The 20991-nt window shown below is 68.6% G+C and carries 18 protein-coding genes and 1 pseudogene; all 19 read right to left on the reverse strand.

Annotated elements, in window-relative coordinates; translation table 11 throughout:
• Nucleotides 1-25: 25 nt before the first annotated feature.
• Entirely contained in the window at nucleotides 26-409 is a 384-nt protein-coding gene (locus N5C18_RS12470; RefSeq protein WP_006442858.1) for a hypothetical protein, read from the reverse strand.
• A 136-nt stretch (nucleotides 410-545) separates the two neighbouring features.
• Nucleotides 546-1037: a chemotaxis protein CheW gene (locus N5C18_RS12475; RefSeq protein ID WP_006442860.1), complete on the reverse strand. Its 492-nt coding sequence runs from the start codon at nucleotides 1035-1037 to the stop codon at nucleotides 546-548.
• Between the two features lie 182 nt (nucleotides 1038-1219).
• Nucleotides 1220-1993 (reverse strand): flagellar brake protein, encoded by a 774-nt coding sequence (locus N5C18_RS12480; RefSeq protein ID WP_053449662.1) that lies wholly within the window; start codon nucleotides 1991-1993, stop codon nucleotides 1220-1222.
• 203 nt (nucleotides 1994-2196) lie between these two features.
• Nucleotides 2197-4446: a methyl-accepting chemotaxis protein gene (locus N5C18_RS12485; RefSeq protein ID WP_279944730.1), complete on the reverse strand. Its 2250-nt coding sequence runs from the start codon at nucleotides 4444-4446 to the stop codon at nucleotides 2197-2199.
• A gap of 370 nt (nucleotides 4447-4816) precedes the next feature.
• The gene (locus tag N5C18_RS12490) at nucleotides 4817-6805 is read right to left on the reverse strand and encodes a chemotaxis protein CheA (RefSeq protein ID WP_279944732.1); all 1989 of its coding nucleotides are present in this window, start codon (nucleotides 6803-6805) and stop codon (nucleotides 4817-4819) included.
• 45 nt (nucleotides 6806-6850) lie between these two features.
• Nucleotides 6851-7216: a response regulator gene (locus N5C18_RS12495; RefSeq protein WP_005409521.1), complete on the reverse strand. Its 366-nt coding sequence runs from the start codon at nucleotides 7214-7216 to the stop codon at nucleotides 6851-6853.
• Nucleotides 7213-7521 (reverse strand): STAS domain-containing protein, encoded by a 309-nt coding sequence (locus N5C18_RS12500; protein ID WP_040007804.1) that lies wholly within the window; start codon nucleotides 7519-7521, stop codon nucleotides 7213-7215. The genes N5C18_RS12495 and N5C18_RS12500 overlap by 4 nt, the downstream gene beginning before the upstream one ends.
• 81 nt (nucleotides 7522-7602) lie before the next feature.
• Nucleotides 7603-8820, reverse strand: a complete 1218-nt coding sequence (locus tag N5C18_RS12505; RefSeq protein ID WP_279944733.1) for a chemotaxis protein CheW — start codon at nucleotides 8818-8820, stop codon at nucleotides 7603-7605.
• Nucleotides 8817-9599, reverse strand: coding sequence for a ParA family protein (locus N5C18_RS12510; RefSeq protein ID WP_071229213.1), 783 nt, complete (start codon nucleotides 9597-9599; stop codon nucleotides 8817-8819). The genes N5C18_RS12505 and N5C18_RS12510 overlap by 4 nt, the downstream gene beginning before the upstream one ends.
• Nucleotides 9600-9774: 175 nt before the next feature.
• Nucleotides 9775-10620 (reverse strand): annotated as a pseudogene (gene motD, locus N5C18_RS12515) (flagellar motor protein MotD); the annotation flags it as partial.
• A gap of 1 nt (nucleotide 10621) precedes the next feature.
• On the reverse strand, nucleotides 10622-11362 hold the full coding sequence (locus N5C18_RS12520; RefSeq protein ID WP_006442919.1) for a flagellar motor protein: 741 nt from the start codon (nucleotides 11360-11362) through the stop codon (nucleotides 10622-10624).
• Between the two features lie 101 nt (nucleotides 11363-11463).
• A complete protein-coding gene (locus N5C18_RS12525) occupies nucleotides 11464-13290 on the reverse strand; it encodes a chemotaxis protein CheA (RefSeq protein ID WP_053512126.1) in 1827 nt (608 codons plus the stop codon).
• Between the two features lie 2 nt (nucleotides 13291-13292).
• Nucleotides 13293-13898, reverse strand: coding sequence for a protein phosphatase CheZ (locus N5C18_RS12530; protein WP_049465790.1), 606 nt, complete (start codon nucleotides 13896-13898; stop codon nucleotides 13293-13295).
• Nucleotides 13898-14290 carry a chemotaxis response regulator CheY gene (gene cheY, locus N5C18_RS12535; RefSeq protein WP_006365466.1) on the reverse strand — a complete coding sequence of 131 codons (393 nt, stop codon included), beginning with the start codon at nucleotides 14288-14290 and terminating at the stop codon, nucleotides 13898-13900. Before cheY ends, N5C18_RS12530 begins: the two co-directional genes overlap by 1 nt.
• Before the next feature lie 57 nt (nucleotides 14291-14347).
• Nucleotides 14348-15091, reverse strand: coding sequence for an RNA polymerase sigma factor FliA (locus tag N5C18_RS12540; RefSeq protein ID WP_005413248.1), 744 nt, complete (start codon nucleotides 15089-15091; stop codon nucleotides 14348-14350).
• Complete coding sequence (locus tag N5C18_RS12545) at nucleotides 15088-15975, reverse strand: MinD/ParA family protein (RefSeq protein WP_008267550.1); 888 nt, start codon at nucleotides 15973-15975, stop codon at nucleotides 15088-15090. Before N5C18_RS12545 ends, N5C18_RS12540 begins: the two co-directional genes overlap by 4 nt.
• On the reverse strand, nucleotides 15962-17572 hold the full coding sequence (flhF, locus tag N5C18_RS12550; RefSeq protein WP_053511026.1) for a flagellar biosynthesis protein FlhF: 1611 nt from the start codon (nucleotides 17570-17572) through the stop codon (nucleotides 15962-15964). Before flhF ends, N5C18_RS12545 begins: the two co-directional genes overlap by 14 nt.
• A 145-nt stretch (nucleotides 17573-17717) precedes the next feature.
• Nucleotides 17718-19778, reverse strand: coding sequence for a flagellar biosynthesis protein FlhA (flhA, locus tag N5C18_RS12555; RefSeq protein ID WP_180878096.1), 2061 nt, complete (start codon nucleotides 19776-19778; stop codon nucleotides 17718-17720).
• A gap of 44 nt (nucleotides 19779-19822) precedes the next feature.
• A complete protein-coding gene (flhB, locus tag N5C18_RS12560; RefSeq protein ID WP_006443036.1) occupies nucleotides 19823-20953 on the reverse strand; it encodes a flagellar biosynthesis protein FlhB in 1131 nt (376 codons plus the stop codon).
• Between the last annotated feature and the right edge of the window lie 38 nt (nucleotides 20954-20991).

A 20991-nucleotide genomic window follows, 5' to 3' on the forward strand; every position in this document is an offset into this window, starting at 1 on the left:
CCGGCATGGTTCGACGGACAGCGGATTACTTGATGTTGGCCAGCTTCAGGCCAGCCGGCGAGCTGACTTCGATTTCCGCACGCGAGGCGTCGCGCTGGATCTTGCCGATCACGCACACGGTCTTGCCTTCCAGGGTTTCCAGCGGGAAGGAGAACTTGCCGCGGTTCTCGCCGGCGATGCGGGCCGAGAAGGTGTGGCGCGGGAAGGCGCCGCCCATGTACAGGAAGGTCGGCTGGCCTTCGGAACCTTCTGCGTAGCGGGCCTTTTCGACCTTGCCACAGACCATGCCGTCCTTGCCGACCGAGCGCGGTGCCAGTTCCGGCGGGATCATGTCGGCCGACTGCGCGAACGCGGAGGAGGCGGTGGTGGCCAGGACAGCGGCCGAGACGAACGCAAGCAGGGACTTCATCGAGGTGTATCTCCGGGGATGGTGATGGTCGTTCCGGTTCTGCGCGCTCCTGCGCGACCGGCTTCTGTCCCCCTATCGGCACCGCCGCGGGGAACTGAAGGGTTGTGTGACCAGAACGTGAAGCAGGTCCGCTGGATCAGGCGGCGGCGTCTTCGGCAACGGCGGCCTGGCCCATGTCGGCGCTGTCGAGCAGGGTCTCGATGTCCAGCAGGATCAGCATGCGGTCATCGTGGGTACCGATGCCGGAGATGAAGCGGGTATCGACGGCGGCGCCGAACTCCGGGGTCGGGCGGATCTGCTCGGCCGACAGCGGGATCACGTCCGAGACGCTGTCCACCACGATGCCGACCACGCGGTCTTCCACGTTCAGCACGATCATCACGGTGAAGGCGTCGTAGCGGGCGTTGTCCAGGCGCAGTTTCAGGCGCAGGTCGATGACCGGCACGATGGTGCCGCGCAGGTTGATCACGCCCTTGATGTAGTCCGGGGCATCCGGCACGCGGGTGACCGCGTCATAACCGCGGATTTCCTGCACCTTGAGGATGTCCACGCCATAGTGCTCGGCACCGAGGGTGAAGCTGAGGAATTCGCCACCGGCGCTGGCGGCGGAGCTGGTCTTGTCGTTCATCGAGGGGTCCTGGTTCTGCCGGAAGTCCCGGTGTCAGGCTCGATATCGGCCCCGCCGTGGGGGACTTTAGCTGTGGCGCCCTGGGCATCCTACCGGGGAGCGGTAGTGCCGGCCGCTGGCCGGCAATGGCCGTACCCGCATGGTCGCGAGGTTGCCGGCCAGCGGCCGGCACTACCACGTGACTACATCTCGCCGTTGCGGCGGGCCTTGCGCTGGCGGTCGATGCGGAAGATGTAGCGCTGGATGGCGCTGTCGGCGCCGCGCGGCAGGCTCTCGAAGCGCATGCCCACGCGCTTGACCTCGATGCCGTTGGGCTGGCGCTGCGGCAGCAGGTTGCAGACCACCAGTTCGATATCCAGGTCCGGGCCATCAGGCAGTGACAGCTGCGCCGGATAGCGCTTCTGCAGGCCGAACACCGCGCAGTCGTTTGGCACCACCACGGCCAGGCCACCGCCACTGATGTCCACCACCCGCATCGACAACGCTTCGGCGCGGGCTTCGCCGGGCGGCAGCAGCAGCTGCGGAGAGTCGGTAACCGGCGTCTCCAGCCGGTACAGCTCGCGTCGCTGCAGGTGCACCAGCTCGTCCGGCAAGGGCGCACGGAACGCAACGTGGCCGTCGTTGTCCACGCGCTGCAGTTCATGCAGGCGGAACCGCACCAGCACCCGTTCAAGCTGGGCGAAGCACAGCAGATGGTCGGCCTGTTCGGCGGCGCGGTTGGACGCCTCCTGCGGGCTGCCGTCAAGCAGAAGGAAGTCTTCGTCCTCGTCAAGATCAAGCAGCGCCGTCGGGAATGAGCGGTCGCGGCCGTCGATATGCGCATTGATCAGTGATCGCTGGTCGATCAGCGAGCGCAGCAACTGGCGCAGCTGGCGCGGGTTGCGGACCAGGAAACGTTCGTCAGCGGCATCGGCCGCGTGGACATCATGCACTGCAGTGTCGTTGCCGTCGGACATGGAATCTACGGTCAGGGGCGGGCGCCAGCACGCGTTGGCGCGAGGCTCGATGGGGATATCGGCCTCTGCATCGGATTATGAAGTGAGAATTACATCACTTTCCATGCGTGAGGGGTCAGATCCCTTTCCCGGAGGAAAGGAACCTGACCCCGATGTGCCACGCAGGTAGATCCACGCCATGCGTGGATGCTTTCCGCGTGGGGTCAGAACTCCTGCCAGTCGCCGTCGGCGGCCAGTGCCGGCTGGGCGCTCGAGCTTCGCAGCGCACGTGCAGGTGCCGGCCTGTGGGCGGGCGCAGCGGCCGCTACCTGGCGCGGCAGCGGTGCGGTGGCCAGGCGCGGCGTGGCGCCCGGGGTCGCCTGCGATGCCAGCCGGAAGCGGGCCACGGCTTCACCCAGCTGCACGGCCTGGTCTTCCATGGCGCGGGCGGCGGCGGTGGCTTCTTCCACCAGCGCGGCGTTCTGCTGGGTGGTTTCGTCCATCTGCACCACGGTCTGGTTGACCTGCTCGATGCCGGCCGACTGCTCCTGCGAGGCGGCCGAGATCTCGGCCATGATGTCGGTCACGCGCTGCACCGAGGCGACGATCTCGCCCATGGTGCTGCCGGCCTGGTGCACCAGGCTTGAACCTTCGGCGACCTTGCCGACCGAATCGTCGATCAGGCCCTTGATTTCCTTGGCGGCGGCGGCCGAGCGCTGGGCGAGGGTACGCACTTCACTGGCGACCACGGCGAAGCCGCGGCCCTGTTCACCGGCACGCGCCGCTTCGACCGCGGCGTTCAGCGCCAGGATGTTGGTCTGGAACGCGATGCCGTCGATGACGCTGATGATCTCGGCGATCTTCTTCGACGAAGCTTCGATGGCCGACATGGTGGTGACCACCTGGCCGACCACCTCGCCACCCTGCGAGGCGACGCCATGTGCGCCGATGGCCAGCTGGTTGGCCTGGCGGGCGTGTTCGGCGTTCTGGCGCACGGTGGAGGTCAGCTCCTCCATCGAGGCGGCGGTTTCTTCCAGGTTGGCGGCCTGCTGCTCGGTGCGGCGCGACAGGTCACTGTTGCCCGAGGCGATCTCACCGGCGGCGAGGGTGATGCTGGAGGCGCTGGCCTGGATCTGGCCGACGATCTGGGTCAGCTGCGCGACGGTTGTGTTGGCGTCGTCGCGCATGCGGGCGAACACGCCGTTGAACTGGCCGTCCATGCGTGCGGTCAGGTCACCGGCGGCGATCGACTGCAGCAGCTGCGACAGCTGGCCGAGGTTGCCGTCGGCCACCTGCATCATGGTGTTGAGGTGCTCGATCATCAGCCTGAAGTCGTGCTGGAAACGCTGGGCATCGCCGCGCTGGCTGAAGTCACCGGCGGCGGCGGCCTCGGCCAGCTGCTGGATCTGCGTGTTGATCGCCAGCAGGCTGGCCTTGGCCGCGTCCATCGATTCGTGCAGGATCGCGCGGCTGCCGGGCAGGCGGCGCGCATCCGGGGCCAGATTGCCGATGGCGTACTGGTTGAGCACGTCGATGGCATCGCGGATCGCGTCCAGGTGCTCGAAGATCACCGTGTTGATGCCGCCGGCCAGCTGGCCGTAGACACCCGGGAAGTCTTCCGGGATGCGGTGGCTGATGTCCGGGCCGGCATGCATCTGCGCCATCAGCTGGGTCTGCTCGCTGAAGCGGCGCAGCATGGCGGTCATCTCGGCGGTGGCGGCCAGCATCTTGCCGGCCTCATCCTTGCTGGTGGCCTGGGTGCTGACGCTGAGGTCGCCGCGGGCGACGGCCTGGATCGCGTGCACGGCCTTGCCGAGCGGGCCGGTGACGGCGCGCGAGATCACCGTGGCCAGCGCGGCCGCGACCAGCGACAGCAGCACGATGCAGCCGATGATGGCGATCATGCTGGTGCGGTGGGTGGCGTTGGCGGCAGCGATCTTGGCGTCCATCAGGCCGGCGATGTGCGTGCCGAGCGCCTTCATCGCCGCGAACAGTTCACGGCGTGCCGGGCGCGACTGCTCGTCGGAGATCTGCTGCGCGAGTGCGCCGTCACCGGTAGCCACGGCGTCACGCATCGCCTTGTTGGCGGCGAAGTAACGCTCCAGCTGCACGTTGGCGGCCTGGTACAGCTCGCGTTCCCTGGCCAGCGCCGGCAACGCCGCGTACGCGGCCAGCTCGTCGCGTACGGTCTTGGCGGTGTCATCCATGCGCTTGTTGTAGTCGGCCACCTTGTCGGGCTGGTCGAGCATGCTCAGTAGCGCCAGTTCGTAGGTGCGGAATTCACCCAGCTGCGAGCGCGCCTCGCCCAGGTGCTGGACCGACGGAATATCGTTACCGGCCATCTCGCCCAGCTGCGTATTGGCCTCGCTCAGGCGCAACAGTGCGAAGGCGCCGAGGACCAGGGTCATCAACGTGGTGAGGGTGAACCCCACGGCCAGCTTGCGGGCGATGGGCAGATCTTGGAACCACTTCATGCAGGGTGCTCCAGGTGGGCAGGGTGCCGGCGCAGTCGCGGCGGCTGGGGGTGGTTGCAGAGCGAACGGGAGTGCCCGGTGGGGTTCGGTGACGGCCGTCATTGCGGGATAACGGCGCGGGCTGCGCGGACTTTATGGACGCAGATCACATTCGGTTGCGTAGGGGCGCGGGTGCGAAAGTGCTGCTGTGATGGGACTTTCGCTTGGGTGGCGTAGTTGCATGCGAAAGCACGGCGCCGACGGAGTTCACAGAAGGGGTGGGGTCAGATCCCTTTTCCCGGAAAAGGCATCTGACCCCGGGTGGAATGGAGCGCGCAAACAAAAACCGCCGCCCTGAAGGGCGGCGGTTCTGGACAGCCTGCAATGGGAATCAGGCGGCCTGCGGCATCCGCAGCGAGCGCACCAGGCCGCCGATATCGACGATCAGGGCGACGCGGCCGTCGCCGAGGATGGTGGCACCGGATACCCCGCCGATGCGGCGGTAGTTGTTCTCGATGTTCTTCACCACCACCTGCTGCTGGCCGACCAGCTCGTCCACTTCCAGCGCGATCTTCTGGCCATCGCCCTCGACCACCACCACCAGCGATTCGCTGCCCGGTGCACGGTTGCCGTAGCCGTAGTACTCGCTGAGCGAGAGGATCGGCAGGTACTCGCCGCGCACGCGCAGCACGCGGCCTTCGCCGGCCATGCTGCGGATGTCCTCGGCCTGCGGCTGCAGGGCTTCCAGCACATAGGCCAGTGGCAGGATCAGGGTTTCACCGGCCACCGCCACGGTCATGCCATCAAGGATGGCCAGGGTCAGCGGCAGGCGGATCAGCGTGCGGGTACCGGCGCCGAGGCTGCTTTCAATCTGCACCTCGCCACCCAGCGCCTGGATGTTGCGGCGGACCACGTCCATGCCGACGCCACGCCCGGACAGGTCGGTCACCGCATCGGCGGTGGAGAAGCCGGGCTGGAAGATCAGGTCCCAGACCTGCGAATCGGTCGGGTTGTCCGGCACGGCCAGGCCACGCTCGTGCGCCTTGGACAGGATCTTGGCGCGGTCCAGGCCGCGGCCATCGTCGCTGACTTCGATGACGATGTGGCCGCCCTGGTGCGAGGCGGCCAGGGTGATCGTGCCGGTCTCGTCCTTGCCCGCACCGCGGCGCACGTCGGGCATTTCCAGGCCGTGGTCGATCGAGTTGCGCACCAGGTGCACCAGCGGATCGGCGATCTTTTCGATCAGGCCCTTGTCCAGCTCGGTGCCTTCGCCGACGGTGCGCAGGCGCACCTGCTTGCCGAGGCGGCTGGACAGGTCGCGGACCAGGCGCGGGAAGCGGCGGAACACCGCATCGACCGGCAGCATGCGCACGCCGATCACCGCTTCCTGCAGGTCGCGGGTGTTGCGCTCAAGCTGGTCCAGGCCGGCGAACAGGCTCTCGGCAAGAACCGGGTCCAGCGCGTGCGAGACCTGCTTGAGCATGGCCTGGGTGATGACCAGTTCGCCGACCAGGTTGATCAGTGCATCGACCTTGTCGACGCTGACCCGGATCGAGGTTTCGGCTTCCTGGGGTGCGCCGCCGCTGGCCGCGGGCGCGGGTGCGGCAGGTGCCGCAGGAGCCGGTGTGGAAGGGGCTGTTGCGGACGGGGCCTGGGTGGCCAGGCTCGGCGGCGCCGCCGGACGGATGTCCAGTTCGCAGTCGTCCAGCACCCAGGCGAAGGTGTCTTCGATCTTGCTGCGCGGCACCTTGCCGACCAGGCCCAGGTCCCACGCCAGGTGGGCCTCGAGCGGGTCGAGCTGGGCGAAGCCGGGCAGGCGCTCGATGCGCGCGGCGACCTGCAGCGACCCGAGGTGTTCCAGTTCGCGGATGATGCGCAGCGGATCGTTGCCGCTCATGAACAGCGACGGTGCCGGAGTGAAGCCGATCTGCCAGGCTTCCGGCGTGTCGTCCACCTTGGCGGCCGCGGCGGCCGGGGCACTCGGCGCGGCCTGGCCGGAGAGCACCGCTTCCAGGCGTGCCTTCACCGCGGCGACGGCCGCGGGATCGGCGGCCTGGCCGTGTTCGGCTTCGCGCAACAGGGCGCGCAGCACGTCCACCGAGGACAGCATGGCGTCGACGGCGTGGCCTTCCAGTGCCCGCTTGCCGGCACGCAGCTCATCGAGCAGCGTTTCCAGCACGTGGGTCAGGCCGGCGATCGCATCGAAGCCGAAGGTGCCGGCGCCGCCCTTGATCGAGTGGGCGGCGCGGAACACCGAATTGATGATCTCCGCGTCCTGCTGCCCCGATTCCAGGGCCAGCAGGCCAGCCTCCATCGCGTCGAGGCCTTCGCGGCTCTCCTCGAAGAAGGTGGCGTGGAAGCGTTGCAGGTCCATGCTCATGGCAGTGGTGGTCCGGAAGCGAAGAAGGGGAGCGGTGCCGGGCGATCAGCCCAGCACTTTCTGCACGGTGGCGACCAGCTGTTCCGGATTGAACGGCTTGACCAGCCAGCCGGTGGCACCGGCGGCCTTGCCTTCGGACTTCTTGTCGGCGGCCGACTCGGTGGTCAGCATCAGCAGCGGGGTGAACTTGTAGTCCGGCAGCTGGCGCAGTTCGCGGATCAGCGCGATGCCGTCCATGTTCGGCATGTTGACGTCGGTGACCACCGCATTGAAGCGCTGGCCCTTGGCGCGACCGAGCGCGACCGCGCCGTCTTCAGCTTCTTCGACGGCAAAACCGGCCGAGGTGAGGGCGAAGGAAACCATCTGGCGCATCGACGCCGAATCGTCCACCACCAAGATACGTGCGCTCATGCAGCGTTCTCCACAGATTTCAGGTTGTCATGGGTTGCGTCCAGGCCCAGGGCCTGGGTGACGCCCAGCAGGCGCGCGGCGTCACGGAAGGTTGCAGTGCAACCGTGGAAGCCGGTGCCCAGGCCTGCCTCGCGGCGGGCCTGCACGAACGCACACAGCACCTGTATGGCGGCGGTGTGGATGCGGGCGACCTGGCTTGCATCCAGGGTCAGCTCGCCGGCCTGCGCCACCAGCGGGGCGAGGCGGTTCTTGAGCTCGGTGCTGCTCTCGATGCCGAGATCCTCACCCAGTTCGACAGTGCTCATCGTTGCTCCGGACAAACGGTTCCGTGATCCATAACGGCACCCCGGCGGGGTTCTTTAGAAGAATCGGCGCGATGGGCCGACTCAGCTCAACAGTTGGGTGGCGTCGAGCAGGATCATCGGGCGCTGGCTGACCCGGGCCACGCCGCGGAACAGATCGTTGGAGATCTGGCAGATGCGCGCGGTATCGGGTGGCTCGATCTGCGAGTCGGTGAGGTTGGCGACGTCTTCCACCGCCGACACGCGCAGGCCGATGGTCTCGCCGTCTTCCTCCAGCACCACGATGCGGGTCTGCGCGTCGTCCTCGGCGGCAGCGGCACCGAGGTGCAGGCCGAGGTCCATCACCGGCACCACCTGGCCGCGCAGGTTCATGATGCCGAGCATGGCCGGTGCGGTGCCGCGCAACGGCAGCAGCGGCACCGGCAGCACCACTTCCTGCACCTTCAGCAGCTCCAGCGCATAGGCCTGGGTGCCGCAGCGCAGGCGCAGCCAGCGCGAGGTGCGCTCGCCGGCGCGGCGGTTCTGCGGGTGCGGACTGCTGGCCGGGTGGTGCGCCTGCGCCTGCAGTTCCTGCCAGCTGCTGGGGCGGCTGGCTGCGGGGGCGTCCACGGCGACCCGCGGTGGCGATACGGCTGCGGTGCGTGCGGCGGGTGCAGCGGCTGCCCGCGGTGCTGCCGGTGGTACCGGCGCGGCAACCACGGCCGGCGCCGGCGTGGCGACGTCTTCGCCGCCCGCGGCGGCTTCGAATGCCGCCTGCAGGCCTGGGCTGTCGGTATGGGCGAGGCGATGGCTGTGAGCCGTATCGGTCTCGTAGATCACTTCGTCCGGCAGGTCGTCCCAGGTGGGTTCCGGGCCGGCGCTAGCGGTGGCCGGCGCCGGGGCTGTCTCGTGCAGCACCTCGTCTGGCAGGTCATCCCAGGTCGGTTCGCCGTCGGCGGCGGCCGGCGTTGCGGCGGCCTCGAATGCGGCCTCCAGCGCGGCGTCGTCCGCGGCCGGGGCAGCGGCCACGGTGTCGGTTTCGTAGATCACTTCAGCCGGCAGGTCGTCCCAGGTCGGCTCGCGCTCGATCGTCGCCGCCGCCTCGAACGCGGCCTCGAGCGCGGCGTTGTCGGTGCACGGGGCAGTGGTCGCCCTTTCGGTTTCGTAGATCACTTCGGCCGGCAGGTCATCCCAGGTCGGCTCGCGCTCGGTGGCCGCTTCGCTCGGCCCAGCGCTTGCTGGCGGCGCAGCGGGCGGTGCGGCGACAATGGCTTCGCCCAGCAGTTCGTCCAGGTAATCGTCCAGTACGCCGGTGCTGTTCATGCGGCCTGCTCCAGGGCGCGCGCGTCCTCGCCGAGAATCCAGTTCAGGGCGCGGCGATACGCGGCCAGGCCGCGGCCAGGGTAGTCCTCGCCGACGCTCGGCAGGGTCAGGCCGGCGGCGTTGCTGATGCGGGTGTCGATCGGAATCGCGTCTTCCCATACGCGCGCGCCATGACGGTCCTGCATGGTGCGCAGCGACTCGTTGCCGGCGCGGGTGCGGCGGTCGAACAGGGTGGGCAGGATCGAGATCGGCAGCGGACGGCGGCGCGAGCGCTCGACCATCTCGCCGGTGCGGACCATGCCATCCAGGCCGTGCAGGGCCAGCGGTTCGGCCTGGGTCGGGATGATCAGGCGATCGGCAGCCGCCAGCGCATTGATCATCAGCAGGCCGAGGGTCGGCGCGCAGTCCAGCAGGATGTAGTCGTGCTGGCCCTGGTGGCGCGCCAGTGCATTCTGCAGGGCCAGTCCGAGGCCGGGCTGGTTGGCGCTGCGACGCTCCAGCGTGGCCAGTGCCGACTGCGCGCAGACGTAGTCCAGGCCGTGGATGCTGCTGGCATGGCAGAGGCTGGACAGGTCGGCCGGCGGGGCGCCGAACAGTTCCAGCACGCCGGCCGGCGGCGGATCCACCGGCACGCCGAAGGCGCGGCTGAGCGAGGCATGCGGATCGAGGTCGATCAGCAGCACGCGGTGGCCGAGCGCGGCCAGGCCGCGGCCGAGGGCGAGGGTGGTGGTGGTCTTGCCGACTCCGCCCTTCTGGTTGGCGACTGCCCAGATGCGCATCGGTTTACTCCTTCATTGCCGGGGGAACGGCGGCGCCGACGCGGCTGCCAGCCGGCACCGGCGGCAACTTCACCGGTGCGATGGGGGAGGTGGGGGCGGTAGCCGGAGTTGCGGCGGCTTGTTCGGTGGCGCTGTTGTCGACGGCGCCGGTGGCAGCGTTCAGGCGCTGCCCGAGCGGATCGACCGAGTGCGAGGTGTCTGCCAGGATGATGACCATCACCCGGCGGTTGCGGTTGCGGCCCTGCGCGCTGTCGTTCTCTTCGCGTGGGCGGAACTGGCCGTAGCCGACCATCGCCAGTCGTGACGGCTGCACGCCCTGGTCGGCGAACAGGTGCACCACGCTGGCCGCGCGCCCGGCCGACAGTTCCCAGTTGGACGGGAAGGTGGCGGTGGCGATCGGCACGTTGTCGGTGTGGCCTTCCACGCGCACGCTGTTGGGCACATCGCGCAGCACGTCGGCCAGGCTGGCCAGGGTCTGCCGTGCGTGCACGTCCAGCGCGGCCGAGCCGGTGGGGAACAGGATGTCACTGTTGATCTCGACCTCGATCCACAGTTCGGTGCGTCGCACACTGATCATGCCGCGGTCGATCAGCGGCGCCAGCGCAGCGGTCAAGCGGTCGGCGATGCTGTTGAGCTGGCGCTCGGCGCGCGCGATCTGTTCCTGGTTGTGCACCGATACCGGCATGCGCATCTGCGAGGCCATCGATGGCAGCAGCGTCGGGTCATGCGACGGGGCCGGTGCGGACGGACCGATCTTGGTGCCGGACTTGATCACCGACGGGCTGTCCCAGCCGCCGCCCTGCACCTGCTTGTTGCCGACCTGCACCGGGTTGATGGTGCGCGGTGCACCACCGAAGGCGTCGGTGAGCGCGTCGGCCATGATCCGGTACTTGCCCTCGTTGACCGAGGAAATCGCATACATGACCACGAAGAAGGCGAGCAGCAGCGTCATCAGGTCGGCATAGGGGATCGCCCATGCTTCATGGTTGGCGTGCTCTTCGTGGTGCTTGCGGCGGGCCATGTCAGTGCAGGAAGCCGGAGAGGTTGGTTTCGATGTTGCGCGGGTTCTCGCCCTGCGCGATCGAGATCAGGCCTTCGATGACCATTTCGCGGTCGCGGGTGTTGTGCGAGATCACACTCTTGAGCTTGGCGGCGATCGGCAGGAACAGCAGGTTGGCCGAGGCGATGCCGTAGATGGTGGCGGTGAACGCGGCGGCGATGCCGTGGCCGAGCTTGCTCGGATCGGCCAGGTTCTTCATCACCGCGATCAGGCCCAGCACGGCACCGATGATGCCGAGCGTCGGCGCGTAGATGCCCATCGCCTCGAAGACCTTGGCGCCGGCCTGGTCCTGGTGTTCCTGGCTGCCCAGTTCGATTTCCAGCATGTGCCGCATCGACTCCGGTTCGACGCCGTCCACCAGCAGCTGCAGGCCCTTGCGCAGGAACGGGTCCTGCTGTGCTTCCACCTGCGATTCCAGGCCCAGCAGGCCCTGGCGGCGGGCGATGTTGCTCCACTCGACGATCTGCTGGATCAGCTCGCGGCGGTCGCTGTGCGGCGGCCGCACGACCCAGCGCACGATCTTGAACGCGTGCTTGAACACTGCCGGCGAGGTGTGCAGCAGGATCGCGGCGATGGTGCCGACGATGACGATCACGAACGCCGCAGGCGACCACAACGACGCCAGGCCGGCGCCCTTGAGGATGCTGCCACCGACCAGCGAGGCCAGGGCGAGAAAGAGTCCAATGAGGCTGAGTCTATCCATGGTTCCGGTATCGGCGTGTATGAATGGGACTTGAGACACCGGGAGATCGCGTACAGACGGTAGTCACAGTTTTGGGGCCGCCGGGCAGGGCCCGGCGGGGTTCATCGCAGGCCGTCCACGTCCAGGATCAGCGCCATGCGACCATCGCCGATCAAGGTTGCACCGGCGTAACCGCGCAGCCCGCGCAGGGCTTTGGGCAGCGGCTTGATCACCACTTCCTCGCGCCCGCGCACCTGGTCAACGACCAGGCCGAAGCGGGCCTCGCCGGCCTGCAGCACCACGATGGTCAGCAGGGTCGAGGCGGCCGGCGTCACATCCAGCCACTGGCGCAGATCGACCAGCGGCAGGGTGTGCGAGCGCCGGTCGAGCACGGCACGGCCATCGAACCAGCCCAGCGAGGTGCGCGGTGCGTGCAGTACTTCCATCACGCGCGCCAGCGGCAGCGCGTAGACGTCCTCGCCGGCCTGCACCAGCAGGGTAGGAAGAATGGCCAGGGTCAGCGGCACGCGGATCAGGAAGCGGCTGCCGCGGCCCAGTTCCGACTGGATCTGGATCTGGCCGCTCAGTTCGCGGATGCGCGACTGCACCACGTCCATGCCGACGCCACGGCCGGAGATATCGGTGACCTGTTGCTTGGTCGAGAAGCCGGGCAGGAACACCAGGTGCAGGCATTCCTCACTGCTCAGGCGGGCCGCGGCTTCCGGATCGATCAGGCCCTTCTCGCGTGCCTTCGCACGCAGCTTTTCCGGGTCGATGCCGGCGCCATCGTCCTGCACCTCGATGCTGACATAGTCGCCTTCCTGCTGGGCTGACAGGCGCACATGGCCCATCCGTGGCTTGCCCTGCGCTTCGCGCAGGTCGGGCATTTCCACGCCATGGTCGATGGCGTTGCGGACCAGGTGCACCAGCGGGTCGGCCAGAGCCTCGACCAGGTTGCGGTCGAGCTCGGTCTCGGCGCCGATCAGCTCCAGGTCCACTTCCTTCTTCAGCGAGCGGGCGACGTCGCGGGCCACCTTGGGGAAACGCGAAAACACCTTGCCGACCGGCTGCATGCGGGTACGCATCACCGCCGACTGCAGGCGCGCGGTGGCGATGTCCAGGGTGGAGACCGCGCGGTCCAGCTCTTCGTCGCGCAGGCGTGCGCGCAGGGTCTTCAGCCGGTTGCGTGACAGCACCAGTTCGCCGATCAGGTTGACGATCGCATCCAGGCGCTTGGTGTCCACGCGCACGGTGTGTTCGGCCTCGGCCAGTGGCTTGGCGGCCGGCTTCGCGGGCGGCGTGGGCGCCGCCGGGCGGGGTGCCGGCGGCGGAGCAACCGGCGCGGCGGCGACCGCTTTGCTGCCGGGGGCCGCACCACCGTGCAGCTGGTCAAGCAGGGCTTCGAATTCGTCCTCGCTGATCAGCCCGTCGTCGGCCTTCTTCGCCGGCGTCACCGCAGTGGGCGCGTTGCCGCCGTGCAGCTGGTCGAGCAGGGCCTCGAATTCGTCTTCGGTGATCAGGTCGCCGCCGCCGGCAGCGGGTGCCGAGGCGGTGGGGGCCACGGTTCCGCCACCGTGCATGTCGAACTGTGCGATCAGCTCCGGCGGGGCGTAGCCCGGTTCGGTGCCGGAAGACACTGCATCGAGCATCGACTGCAGGTAATCCAGCGATTGCTGCGCCGCGTCGAAGTGATGGGCCTGCAACACGGCCTGGCCAGCGCGCGCGATGCCGAGCGCTTCTTCGGCGGCATGGCACAGCTCGACCATGGCGGTGACGCCGAGGAAGCCGGCACCACCCTTGAGCGTGTGGTAACCACGGAACACCGCATTGAGCTGCTCGCTGTCCTGCGGTGCCTGCTCCAGCGACACCAGCTGTTCGCCCAGGCGGTCCAGGATTTCCTGTGCCTCGATGATGAAATCGGCAGTGATGTCGTCGGATACCGCGCTCATGCTTACAGCCCCAGGTCCGACAACAGGTCGTCGGCGTCGTTCTGCGAGACCGCGTGGCGGTCCAGTCCCTTCAGTGCCGGCCCGGCCAGTTCCGGGTCGGTGCGATGCTGTTCCGGCGGCAGGCCGAGCGCGCCGAAGCCTTCGTGCACGCGGCGGACGATGCCGACCACGCGACGGATGATCTGCCCGGTCAGGTCCTGGTAGCTCTGGGTCAGGGCGATCTCGGTGAGGTTGTGGCGGATGCGCTCAAGCTGCGCATCCTGGCCCGGCTGCAGGCCTTCGGCGCGCAGTTGTTCGGTCAGGCTGCGGCATTCCTCGGCCAGGTCGAGGGTGCGGTGCGTGGCCTGTTCGGTCATTGCCACCACGTGGTCCAGGCGCGCGCAGGCGTCATCCAGCTCACCGGCTTCGCTGGGTACGGTCGGCAGTTCACCCAGCGCCTGTCCCAGTTCGCGGGCCAGCCGCGAAAGGCCGCTCATCATCGGCTGCGTGCGCAGCGCGACCAGTCCGTCGATGCGCTGCCGCCAGGCGGCCTCGTCACCGGACTCCAGTGCGTCCAGGGCTTCCTGCAGGCGCAGGGCGAGGGCATTGCGGTCGACCGTGGTGTCCATCAGGCGCTGGCCGCCAGGCGTTCGAAGATCTTGCCCAGCTTTTCTTCCAGGGTCTGCGCGGTGAACGGCTTGATGATGTAGCCGTTCACGCCGCTCTGGGCGGCTTCGATGATCTGCTCGCGCTTGGCTTCGGCGGTGACCATCAGCACCGGCAGGGTCTTCAGCTTGGCATCGGCACGGATCGCCTTGAGCAGCTCGATGCCGGTCATCACCGGCATGTTCCAGTCGGTGACCACGAAATCGAACGGCTGGCTCTGCAGCAGCGACAGCGCAGCATGCCCGTCCTCGGCTTCGGCGGTATTGGTGAAGCCCAGATCGCCCAGCAGGTTCTTGACGATTCGACGCATGGTCGAGAAGTCGTCGACGATCAGGATGCGCATGTTCTTGTTCAAAGCAGAGTTCCTTTGTTGTTCATTCCGGGCGGCCGGGGGCAGCCGCCTCGGGGATGTTCATTCTTCCAGGCCGGCGTCCGCCGCCTCGAAGATTTTCAGCCGGCCACGCAGGCGCAGCACGGCCTGGCCGTGGATCTGGCAGACCCGCGACTCGCTCACGCCGAGCACCGCGCCGATCTCCTTCAGGTTCAGTTCCTGCTCGTAATAGAGCGAGAGCACCAGCTGTTCGCGCTCGGGCAGATGGCCGATGGCCTTGCCCAGCTCGCGGCCGAACTCGCCGCGCTCCAGCACCTGCTGCGGGGTCGGGCCGCCTTGGGCGACGGTGTCCAGCTCGCCCTGGTCCTCGATGCGCGACTCCAGGCTCAGCACCTGGCCACGCGCGGCGTCTTCCATCAGCCGCAGGTATTCGGGCAGCGGCATCTCCATCGCGGCAGCCACTTCGGTAGCGCTGGCGGCACGGCCACTGCTCTGCTCGAGCCGGCGGATGGTGGCGGCGGCGTCGCGGGCGCGGCGGTGCACCGAGCGCGGCACCCAGTCGCCCCGCCGGATTTCATCGATCATCGAGCCGCGGATGCGGATCGAGGCGTAGGTCTCGAACGAGGCGCCCTGGTCGGCGTCGTAGCTGCGCGAGGCCTCGATCAGGCCCATCATGCCGGCCTGGATCAGGTCGTCGACTTCGACGCTGGCCGGCAGGCGTGCGGCAAGGTGGTGGGCGATGCGCCGCACCAGGTCCGAGTGCTGGGCGATCACCTCGTTGGCGGCCGAGCGCTGGACCTCCCGGTACTGGGCTGCGCCTTTCATGCCGCCACCCCACGTTGCTTGAGGATGCGTTCGAGGAAGAACTCGACGCCGCCGCGCGGTTCGGTCGGCGCCTGCCAGCGTGCGGTGCGGCGGGCGATCTCGGTGATCGCCAGCGCCGCCGGGCTGGACGGGTAGGCCTTCACCACCGGCTGCTGGCGCTGCACCGACAGGCGCAGCCAGTCATCCTGCGGCACGCAGCCCAGGTAGTTCAGCGAGACATCGGCGAGGAATTTCTCGCAGACGCGGGTCAGCTTCTCGTACAGCACGCGGCCCTCGTTGGGGTCGCGCACCATGTTGGCCACCACCTGGATGCGGTCCACGCCGCGTTCGCGCGACAGCACCTTGATCAGTGCGTAGGCGTCGGTGATCGAGGCCGGCTCGTCGCAGACCACCACCACGGTGTCCTGCGCGGCCTGGCAGAAGGTCAGAACGCCGTCGGTGATGCCGGCGGCGGTGTCCACCACCATGATGTCCAGCTCGCGTTCCAGTTCGGAGAACACGTTGACCAGGCCGACATGCTCGGCCGGGGCCAGCTCGGCCATGTGCCGGCGGCCGGACGCGGCCGGGACCACCAGCACGCCGTTCGGGCCTTCGACGATGACGTCTTCCAGCGAGCAGCGGCCGGCGACCAGGTCGGCCAGCGTGAAGGTGGGGTTCAGCCCCAGGATCACGTCGATGTTGGCCAGGCCGAGGTCGGCGTCCAGCAGCAGCGTGCGCTTGCCCATGCCGGCCAGCGCCACGGCCAGGTTGGCCGAGACGTTGGTCTTGCCCACGCCGCCCTTGCCGCCGGTGACGGCAATGGTGCGCACAGGGCCGAGCGGCTCGCTGCGGGTGGCCGACAGCGGGAAGGTCTTGGTCAGCTTGGCGTACTCACGCGACGGCATGGTTCAACTCCGGGTTGCAGGGCATATCGGCCGCTCGGCGCAAATCTTCAAGGCGAAGTACAAGATTGGCTGCGCTGGCCCGGTGCAGGTCCTCCGGAACATCCTGGCCATCGGTCACCCAGGTGATCGGCAGGGCGTGGTCGACGGCCACCGACAGGGCGTTGCCGAAGCGGCCGGTCTCGTCCAGCTTGCTCAGTACCAGCCCTTGCAGGTTGGCGGCGCCGAAGCGGCGGACCACCTCGTCCATGTCACCGAAGCTGGTGTTGGCCGGCAGCACCAGCAGGGTGCGGACCTGGCGGGCGGCGCGCAGCCACTGCAGCTGGGCGGCCAGTGCACGGTCGCGCGGGCCCAGGCCGGCGGTGTCGATCAGCACCAGTTTGTAGTCCTTCAGGCGTTCCAGCAGCTGGTCCAGGTCGGTGCCGCTGTTGGCCTCGTGCACGGCGATGCCGAGCTGGCGGCCGTAGCCGTACAGCTGCTCGCGGGCGCCGATGCGGGTGGTGTCGGTGGTCACCAGGGCGACGTCACGCGGGGCGTGCTTCTCGGCGAAGCGCGAGGCGAGCTTGGCGATGGTGGTGGTCTTGCCGGCGCCGGTCGGGCCGACCAGGGCGATCACGCCGCCTTCTTCCAGCGGGTCGACCGGAGCGATCGGCAGCTTGCGCGAGATCAGCCCCAGCATCAGGCCGCGGCCACGGTGCGCTTCGGTCTCCAGCGGGATCTGCATGGCCACGTCGCGGGCCAGGCCGGCGTCGAAGCCGTATTCGTCCATCAGGTCCAGCGCGGTGGCGCGTACCGGGCAGCCGCGCAGGCGCTCGTCGGTGAAGCGGTTCATCTCGCGCTCGATCACCTGGCGCATGCCGGCCACTTCGTGGCGCAGCTGGCGGATCTCGGCATCGTCCTGGGCGACCACCGTCAGCATCGGGGCCGGAGCCAGCACCGGGGCCGGGCTGGCTTCGTCGTTGGCGTCCACCGCTGCCGGTTCGCTGGCGGCGATGCCGGGCTGCACGTCGGCCACGGCAGCGGTCGGCAGCGGCGGCGGCTGTACGGCCGGCGCCGGGCCTTCGTGATGCGCCTCGTGCGGCGGGTCGATCGGGAAGCGGGCGCGGTTGGCCGGTGCGGCCGGCGCGACGATGGCTTCGGCGAACGGGGCGAAGATCTGCTCCGGCAGCGCCGGTTCGTTGACGGCGGCGCGTGCCAGCGTGGCGGCGAAGCCGGTGCTGCCGCGGGTCGGCACGATTTCGTCGGCGCTGTCCAGGGTGCGGCCGGTGGCGCCGACCGCCGCACGGGCGAGGGCGGCGACGGCCGAGGTGGTGGCGGCCACCGGTTCCGGTGCCGGGGTGTTGCTGCGGCGGCGGGTGACCGCGGCGATCACCGCATCGGCGGCGGTACGCGGCTTGGGCGCCGGCGGCGGGGCCACGTCGCGGCGCGAGGCTTCCAGTGCACGCTGCACGGCGCTCTCGTCGTAGTTGGCGGCAGCGACGATCTCGATGCCTTCCTCGATCCGGCGGTTGGACAGGATCACGGCGTCAGGACCATGTTCCTTGCGCACCAGGTTCATGGCCGAGCGCATGTCGGCGGCGACGAATCGTTTGATTTTCATGCTGTGGTCACGGGACGAAGACGGCGGAGTGGCGGTCGGGGAACTCGGGTGGTCGGTGGTCTGCACGGTGCGGGTTCCCCTTGGTGTCTGTCTGTTGCGTTGGTTCGAAGGTGGTGTCTGTTTTCTGGCGCATCGAAGGGCGGCGTCAGCTGATCGTTCCGACCAGCTTCAGGCGCTTGTCTTCCGGCACCTCGCTGTAGGCCAGGACCGACAGCGACGGAACGCTGTGGCGGACCAGGCGGGCCAGCGCGGCGCGCACCGGGCCGGGTACCAGCACGACCGCGGGCTCGTTGCGGGCTTCCTGCTTGCTGACACATTCGGCCAGGCTCTGGTGCAGTCGCTCAGCGAGTCCGGGTTCCAGCGCGGCGCCGTTGCCCTGCGTGGACTCCTGCAAGACACGTTCCAATTGCGGGTTGAGGGTGAACACCGGCAGCTCCGCCGACATTCCGGCGATCTCCTGCACGATGAAACGGCCCAGCGCAGTGCGCACCGCGGCGGTCAGCACGGCCGGGTCCTGGCTGCTGGGCGCATGCTCGACCAGCGCTTCGGCGATCTTGCGCAGCTGGCGGATCGGAATGCGTTCCACCAGCAGGTTCTGCAGCACGCGCACCACCGCCGACAGCGGCAGCGCCTTCGGCGTCAGATCTTCGACGAGCTTGGGCGCGCTCTTGGCCAGGTTGGCCAGCAGGTGCTGCACCTCCTCGTGGCCGAGCAGTTCCGGCGCGTGCTCACGGATCAGGTGCGAGAGGTGGGTGGCGACCACCGTGGCCGGGTCGACCACGGTGTAGCCCAGCGTCTCGGCCTGGGCACGCTGGTGCGGCTGGATCCAGGTGGCATCCAGGCCGAACGCGGGGTCCTTGCCGGCGATGCCTTCCAGTGCCCCCAGCGCGCTGCCCGGGTCCAGTGCCAGCTCGCGGTCGGGATGGATCTCGGCGGTGGCCACCGGCACGCCATGCACCAGCACGCGGTAGCCGTTGGCTGGCAGTTCCAGGTTGTCGCGGATGTGTACCGAGGGGATCAGGAAGCCGACGTCCTGGGTCAGCTTGCGACGCACGCCCTTGATCCGCGCCATCAGCTCGCCGCCCTGGTTGGCGTCCACCAGCGGAATCAGCCGGTAGCCCACTTCCAGGCCCAGCGGATCGACCGGGCGCAGCTCGTCCCAGCTCAGTTCGGCGGTCGGTGCCGGTGCGGCCGGGCGGCCCAGCGCATTGAGCGCGGCCGCGTCACCGCCCGCGGCCGCCGCATTGGCTGCCGGTGCCTTCTCCTTGCGGTACAGCTTCCAGGCGATGAAGCCGAGGATCGCCGCCAGCGTCAGGAAAGCGACGTTGGGCATGCCCGGCACCAGCCCGACCAGGCCGAGGATGCCGGCGGTGATCGCCAGCGCGCGGTACTGGCCGAACACCTGGCCGGTCATGGCTTGGGCCATGTCCTGAGAACGCGAGGCACGGGTGACCAGCATCGCCACCGCGCTGGACACCAGCAGGGCCGGCAGCTGCGCCACCAGGCCGTCACCGATCGACAGCAGGGTATAGGTGGCGGCCGCCTGGCCGAACGGCATGCCGTGCTGCATCACGCCCACGGCCAGGCCGCCGAGCATGTTGATGAACAGGATCAGGATGCCGGCGATGGCATCGCCGCGGATGAACTTGCTGGCACCGTCCATCGCGCCGTAGAAGTCCGCTTCCTCGCGGACTTCCTCGCGGCGCGCCTTGGCCTCTTCACGCGTCAGCAATCCGGCGTTGAGGTCGGCGTCGATCGCCATCTGCTTGCCGGGCATCGCGTCCAGGATGAAGCGCGCGGTCACTTCCGAGACGCGGCCGGCGCCCTTGGTGATGACCACGAAGTTGATGATGGTCAGGATCGCGAACACCACGATGCCGACCGCGTAGTTGCCGCCGATCACGAACTCGCCGAACGCGGCGATGACCTTGCCCGCGGCGTCATGGCCGTTCTGGCCGTTGAGCAGGATCACGCGGGTGGAGGCCACGTTCAGCGCCAGCCGCAGCATGGTGGTGATCAGCAGCACGATCGGGAAGATGGTGAAGTCCAGCGGGCGCTTCACGTAGACCACCGCCAGCAGCACCATCAGCGAGATGGCGATGTTGAAGGTGAACAGTGCATCGAGCACCGGCGCGGCCAGCGGCACCACGACCATGGCCAGCAGGGCCAGCACGATCAGCGGCGCGCCAAGTCCCTGGCGGATCATTTCCAGGGCGCGGCGGGTGTTGAAGCCGGAGGAGGGCTGGGCGCTCACGGGCGGCCTCCCTTGCCGAATTCATCCACCTGGATGTGCGGGGCGTCCGGCATCGGCCCAGTGCGCCAGGAGCGCAGCTGGTAGACGTAGGACAGGACCTGGGCGACGGCCGAATACAGTCTCACGGGGATTTCCTTTCCGAGTTGGCCTTCCCGATACAAGGCGCGTGCCAAAGGCGGGGCAGAGACGATCGCGACCTTGTTGCCGTCGGCCACTTCACGGATGCGCAGGGCGGTCTCGTCCACGCCCAGGGCGACCACGGTGGGGGCGTTCATGGCGCCGCCTTCGTACTTCAGGGCCACCGCGTAGTGGGTCGGGTTGACCACCACCACGTCGGCGGTGGGGACCGCTTCCATCATCCGGCGGTTGGCCATCTGCTGCTGCAGCTGGCGGATGCGCCCCTTCACTTCAGGGCTGCCCTCGCTTTCCTTCATTTCCCGGCGCAGCTCTTCACGGGTCATCTTCAGCTTGCGCATCCAGTTCCAGCGCTGGTACGGGGCATCGATGGCGGCCAGCACCAGCATCGCGCCGGCGGTGGCCAGCAGCAGCCGCAGGGTGAAGCCCAGGCCGTCGGTGATGGCGGTTTCCAGCGGGTGGTGGATCAGCCCGCGCAGGGTGTCGAAGCCGGTCCACACCACCAGCCCGGCGGCCACGCCGACGAAGGCCACGCGCAGTAGCGATTTGGTGAACTCGGCGATGGCTTCCGGGCCGTACAGGCGCTTGAGCCCGCTCATCGGGTTCAGCCGGTTGATGTCGGGCAGCAACGCCTTCTGCGACCAGCGCAGGCCGCCCATCACCAGCGGCGCGACGAAGCTGGCCAGCAGGCAGACCAGTACCAGCGGTGCGATCACCAGCAGGAACTGCAGCAGCAGGTCGCCGAAGTGGCCGAACAGTTCCTTCGGGTTCTGCCGCAGGCTCTGTTCCGGGCTGAGCGCATGCTTCATCCAGGCCGTGGCGCCACGGCCGATCGAGCCGCTCATGGCCATCACCGCCAGCACGCCGGCGCCGAACACGGCGGCCGTGCCGAGTTCGCGAGAGCGCGGCAGGTTGCCCTGTTCACGGGCGTCGCGCAGGCGTTTTTCGGTGGGTTGTTCGGTCTTTTCGCCGGCGGATTCGTTCTCGGACATCACGGGCACTGCGGCAGGGGATGCCGGGGTGCGTGCAA

It is taken from the genome of Stenotrophomonas sp. GD03930 (assembly GCF_029839665.1).
GTDB lineage: Bacteria > Pseudomonadota > Gammaproteobacteria > Xanthomonadales > Xanthomonadaceae > Stenotrophomonas > Stenotrophomonas forensis.

Excerpts from the sequence above, each read along its gene's own strand:
- N5C18_RS12470 (WP_006442858.1), bottom strand. The coding sequence starts at position 409 with ATGAAGTCCCTGCTTGCGTTCGTCTCGGCCGCTGTCCTGGCCACCACC.
- N5C18_RS12475 (WP_006442860.1), bottom strand. The coding sequence starts at position 1,037 with ATGAACGACAAGACCAGCTCCGCCGCCAGCGCCGGTGGCGAATTCCTC.
- N5C18_RS12480 (WP_053449662.1), bottom strand. The coding sequence starts at position 1,993 with ATGTCCGACGGCAACGACACTGCAGTGCATGATGTCCACGCGGCCGAT.
- N5C18_RS12485 (WP_279944730.1), bottom strand. The coding sequence starts at position 4,446 with ATGAAGTGGTTCCAAGATCTGCCCATCGCCCGCAAGCTGGCCGTGGGG.
- N5C18_RS12490 (WP_279944732.1), bottom strand. The coding sequence starts at position 6,805 with ATGAGCATGGACCTGCAACGCTTCCACGCCACCTTCTTCGAGGAGAGC.
- N5C18_RS12495 (WP_005409521.1), bottom strand. The coding sequence starts at position 7,216 with ATGAGCGCACGTATCTTGGTGGTGGACGATTCGGCGTCGATGCGCCAG.
- N5C18_RS12500 (WP_040007804.1), bottom strand. The coding sequence starts at position 7,521 with ATGAGCACTGTCGAACTGGGTGAGGATCTCGGCATCGAGAGCAGCACC.
- N5C18_RS12505 (WP_279944733.1), bottom strand. The coding sequence starts at position 8,820 with ATGAACAGCACCGGCGTACTGGACGATTACCTGGACGAACTGCTGGGC.
- N5C18_RS12510 (WP_071229213.1), bottom strand. The coding sequence starts at position 9,599 with ATGCGCATCTGGGCAGTCGCCAACCAGAAGGGCGGAGTCGGCAAGACC.
- N5C18_RS12520 (WP_006442919.1), bottom strand. The coding sequence starts at position 11,362 with ATGGATAGACTCAGCCTCATTGGACTCTTTCTCGCCCTGGCCTCGCTG.
- N5C18_RS12525 (WP_053512126.1), bottom strand. The coding sequence starts at position 13,290 with ATGAGCGCGGTATCCGACGACATCACTGCCGATTTCATCATCGAGGCA.
- N5C18_RS12530 (WP_049465790.1), bottom strand. The coding sequence starts at position 13,898 with ATGGACACCACGGTCGACCGCAATGCCCTCGCCCTGCGCCTGCAGGAA.
- N5C18_RS12540 (WP_005413248.1), bottom strand. The coding sequence starts at position 15,091 with ATGAAAGGCGCAGCCCAGTACCGGGAGGTCCAGCGCTCGGCCGCCAAC.
- N5C18_RS12545 (WP_008267550.1), bottom strand. The coding sequence starts at position 15,975 with ATGCCGTCGCGTGAGTACGCCAAGCTGACCAAGACCTTCCCGCTGTCG.
- flhF (WP_053511026.1), bottom strand. The coding sequence starts at position 17,572 with ATGAAAATCAAACGATTCGTCGCCGCCGACATGCGCTCGGCCATGAAC.
- flhA (WP_180878096.1), bottom strand. The coding sequence starts at position 19,778 with ATGATCCGCCAGGGACTTGGCGCGCCGCTGATCGTGCTGGCCCTGCTG.
- flhB (WP_006443036.1), bottom strand. The coding sequence starts at position 20,953 with ATGTCCGAGAACGAATCCGCCGGCGAAAAGACCGAACAACCCACCGAA.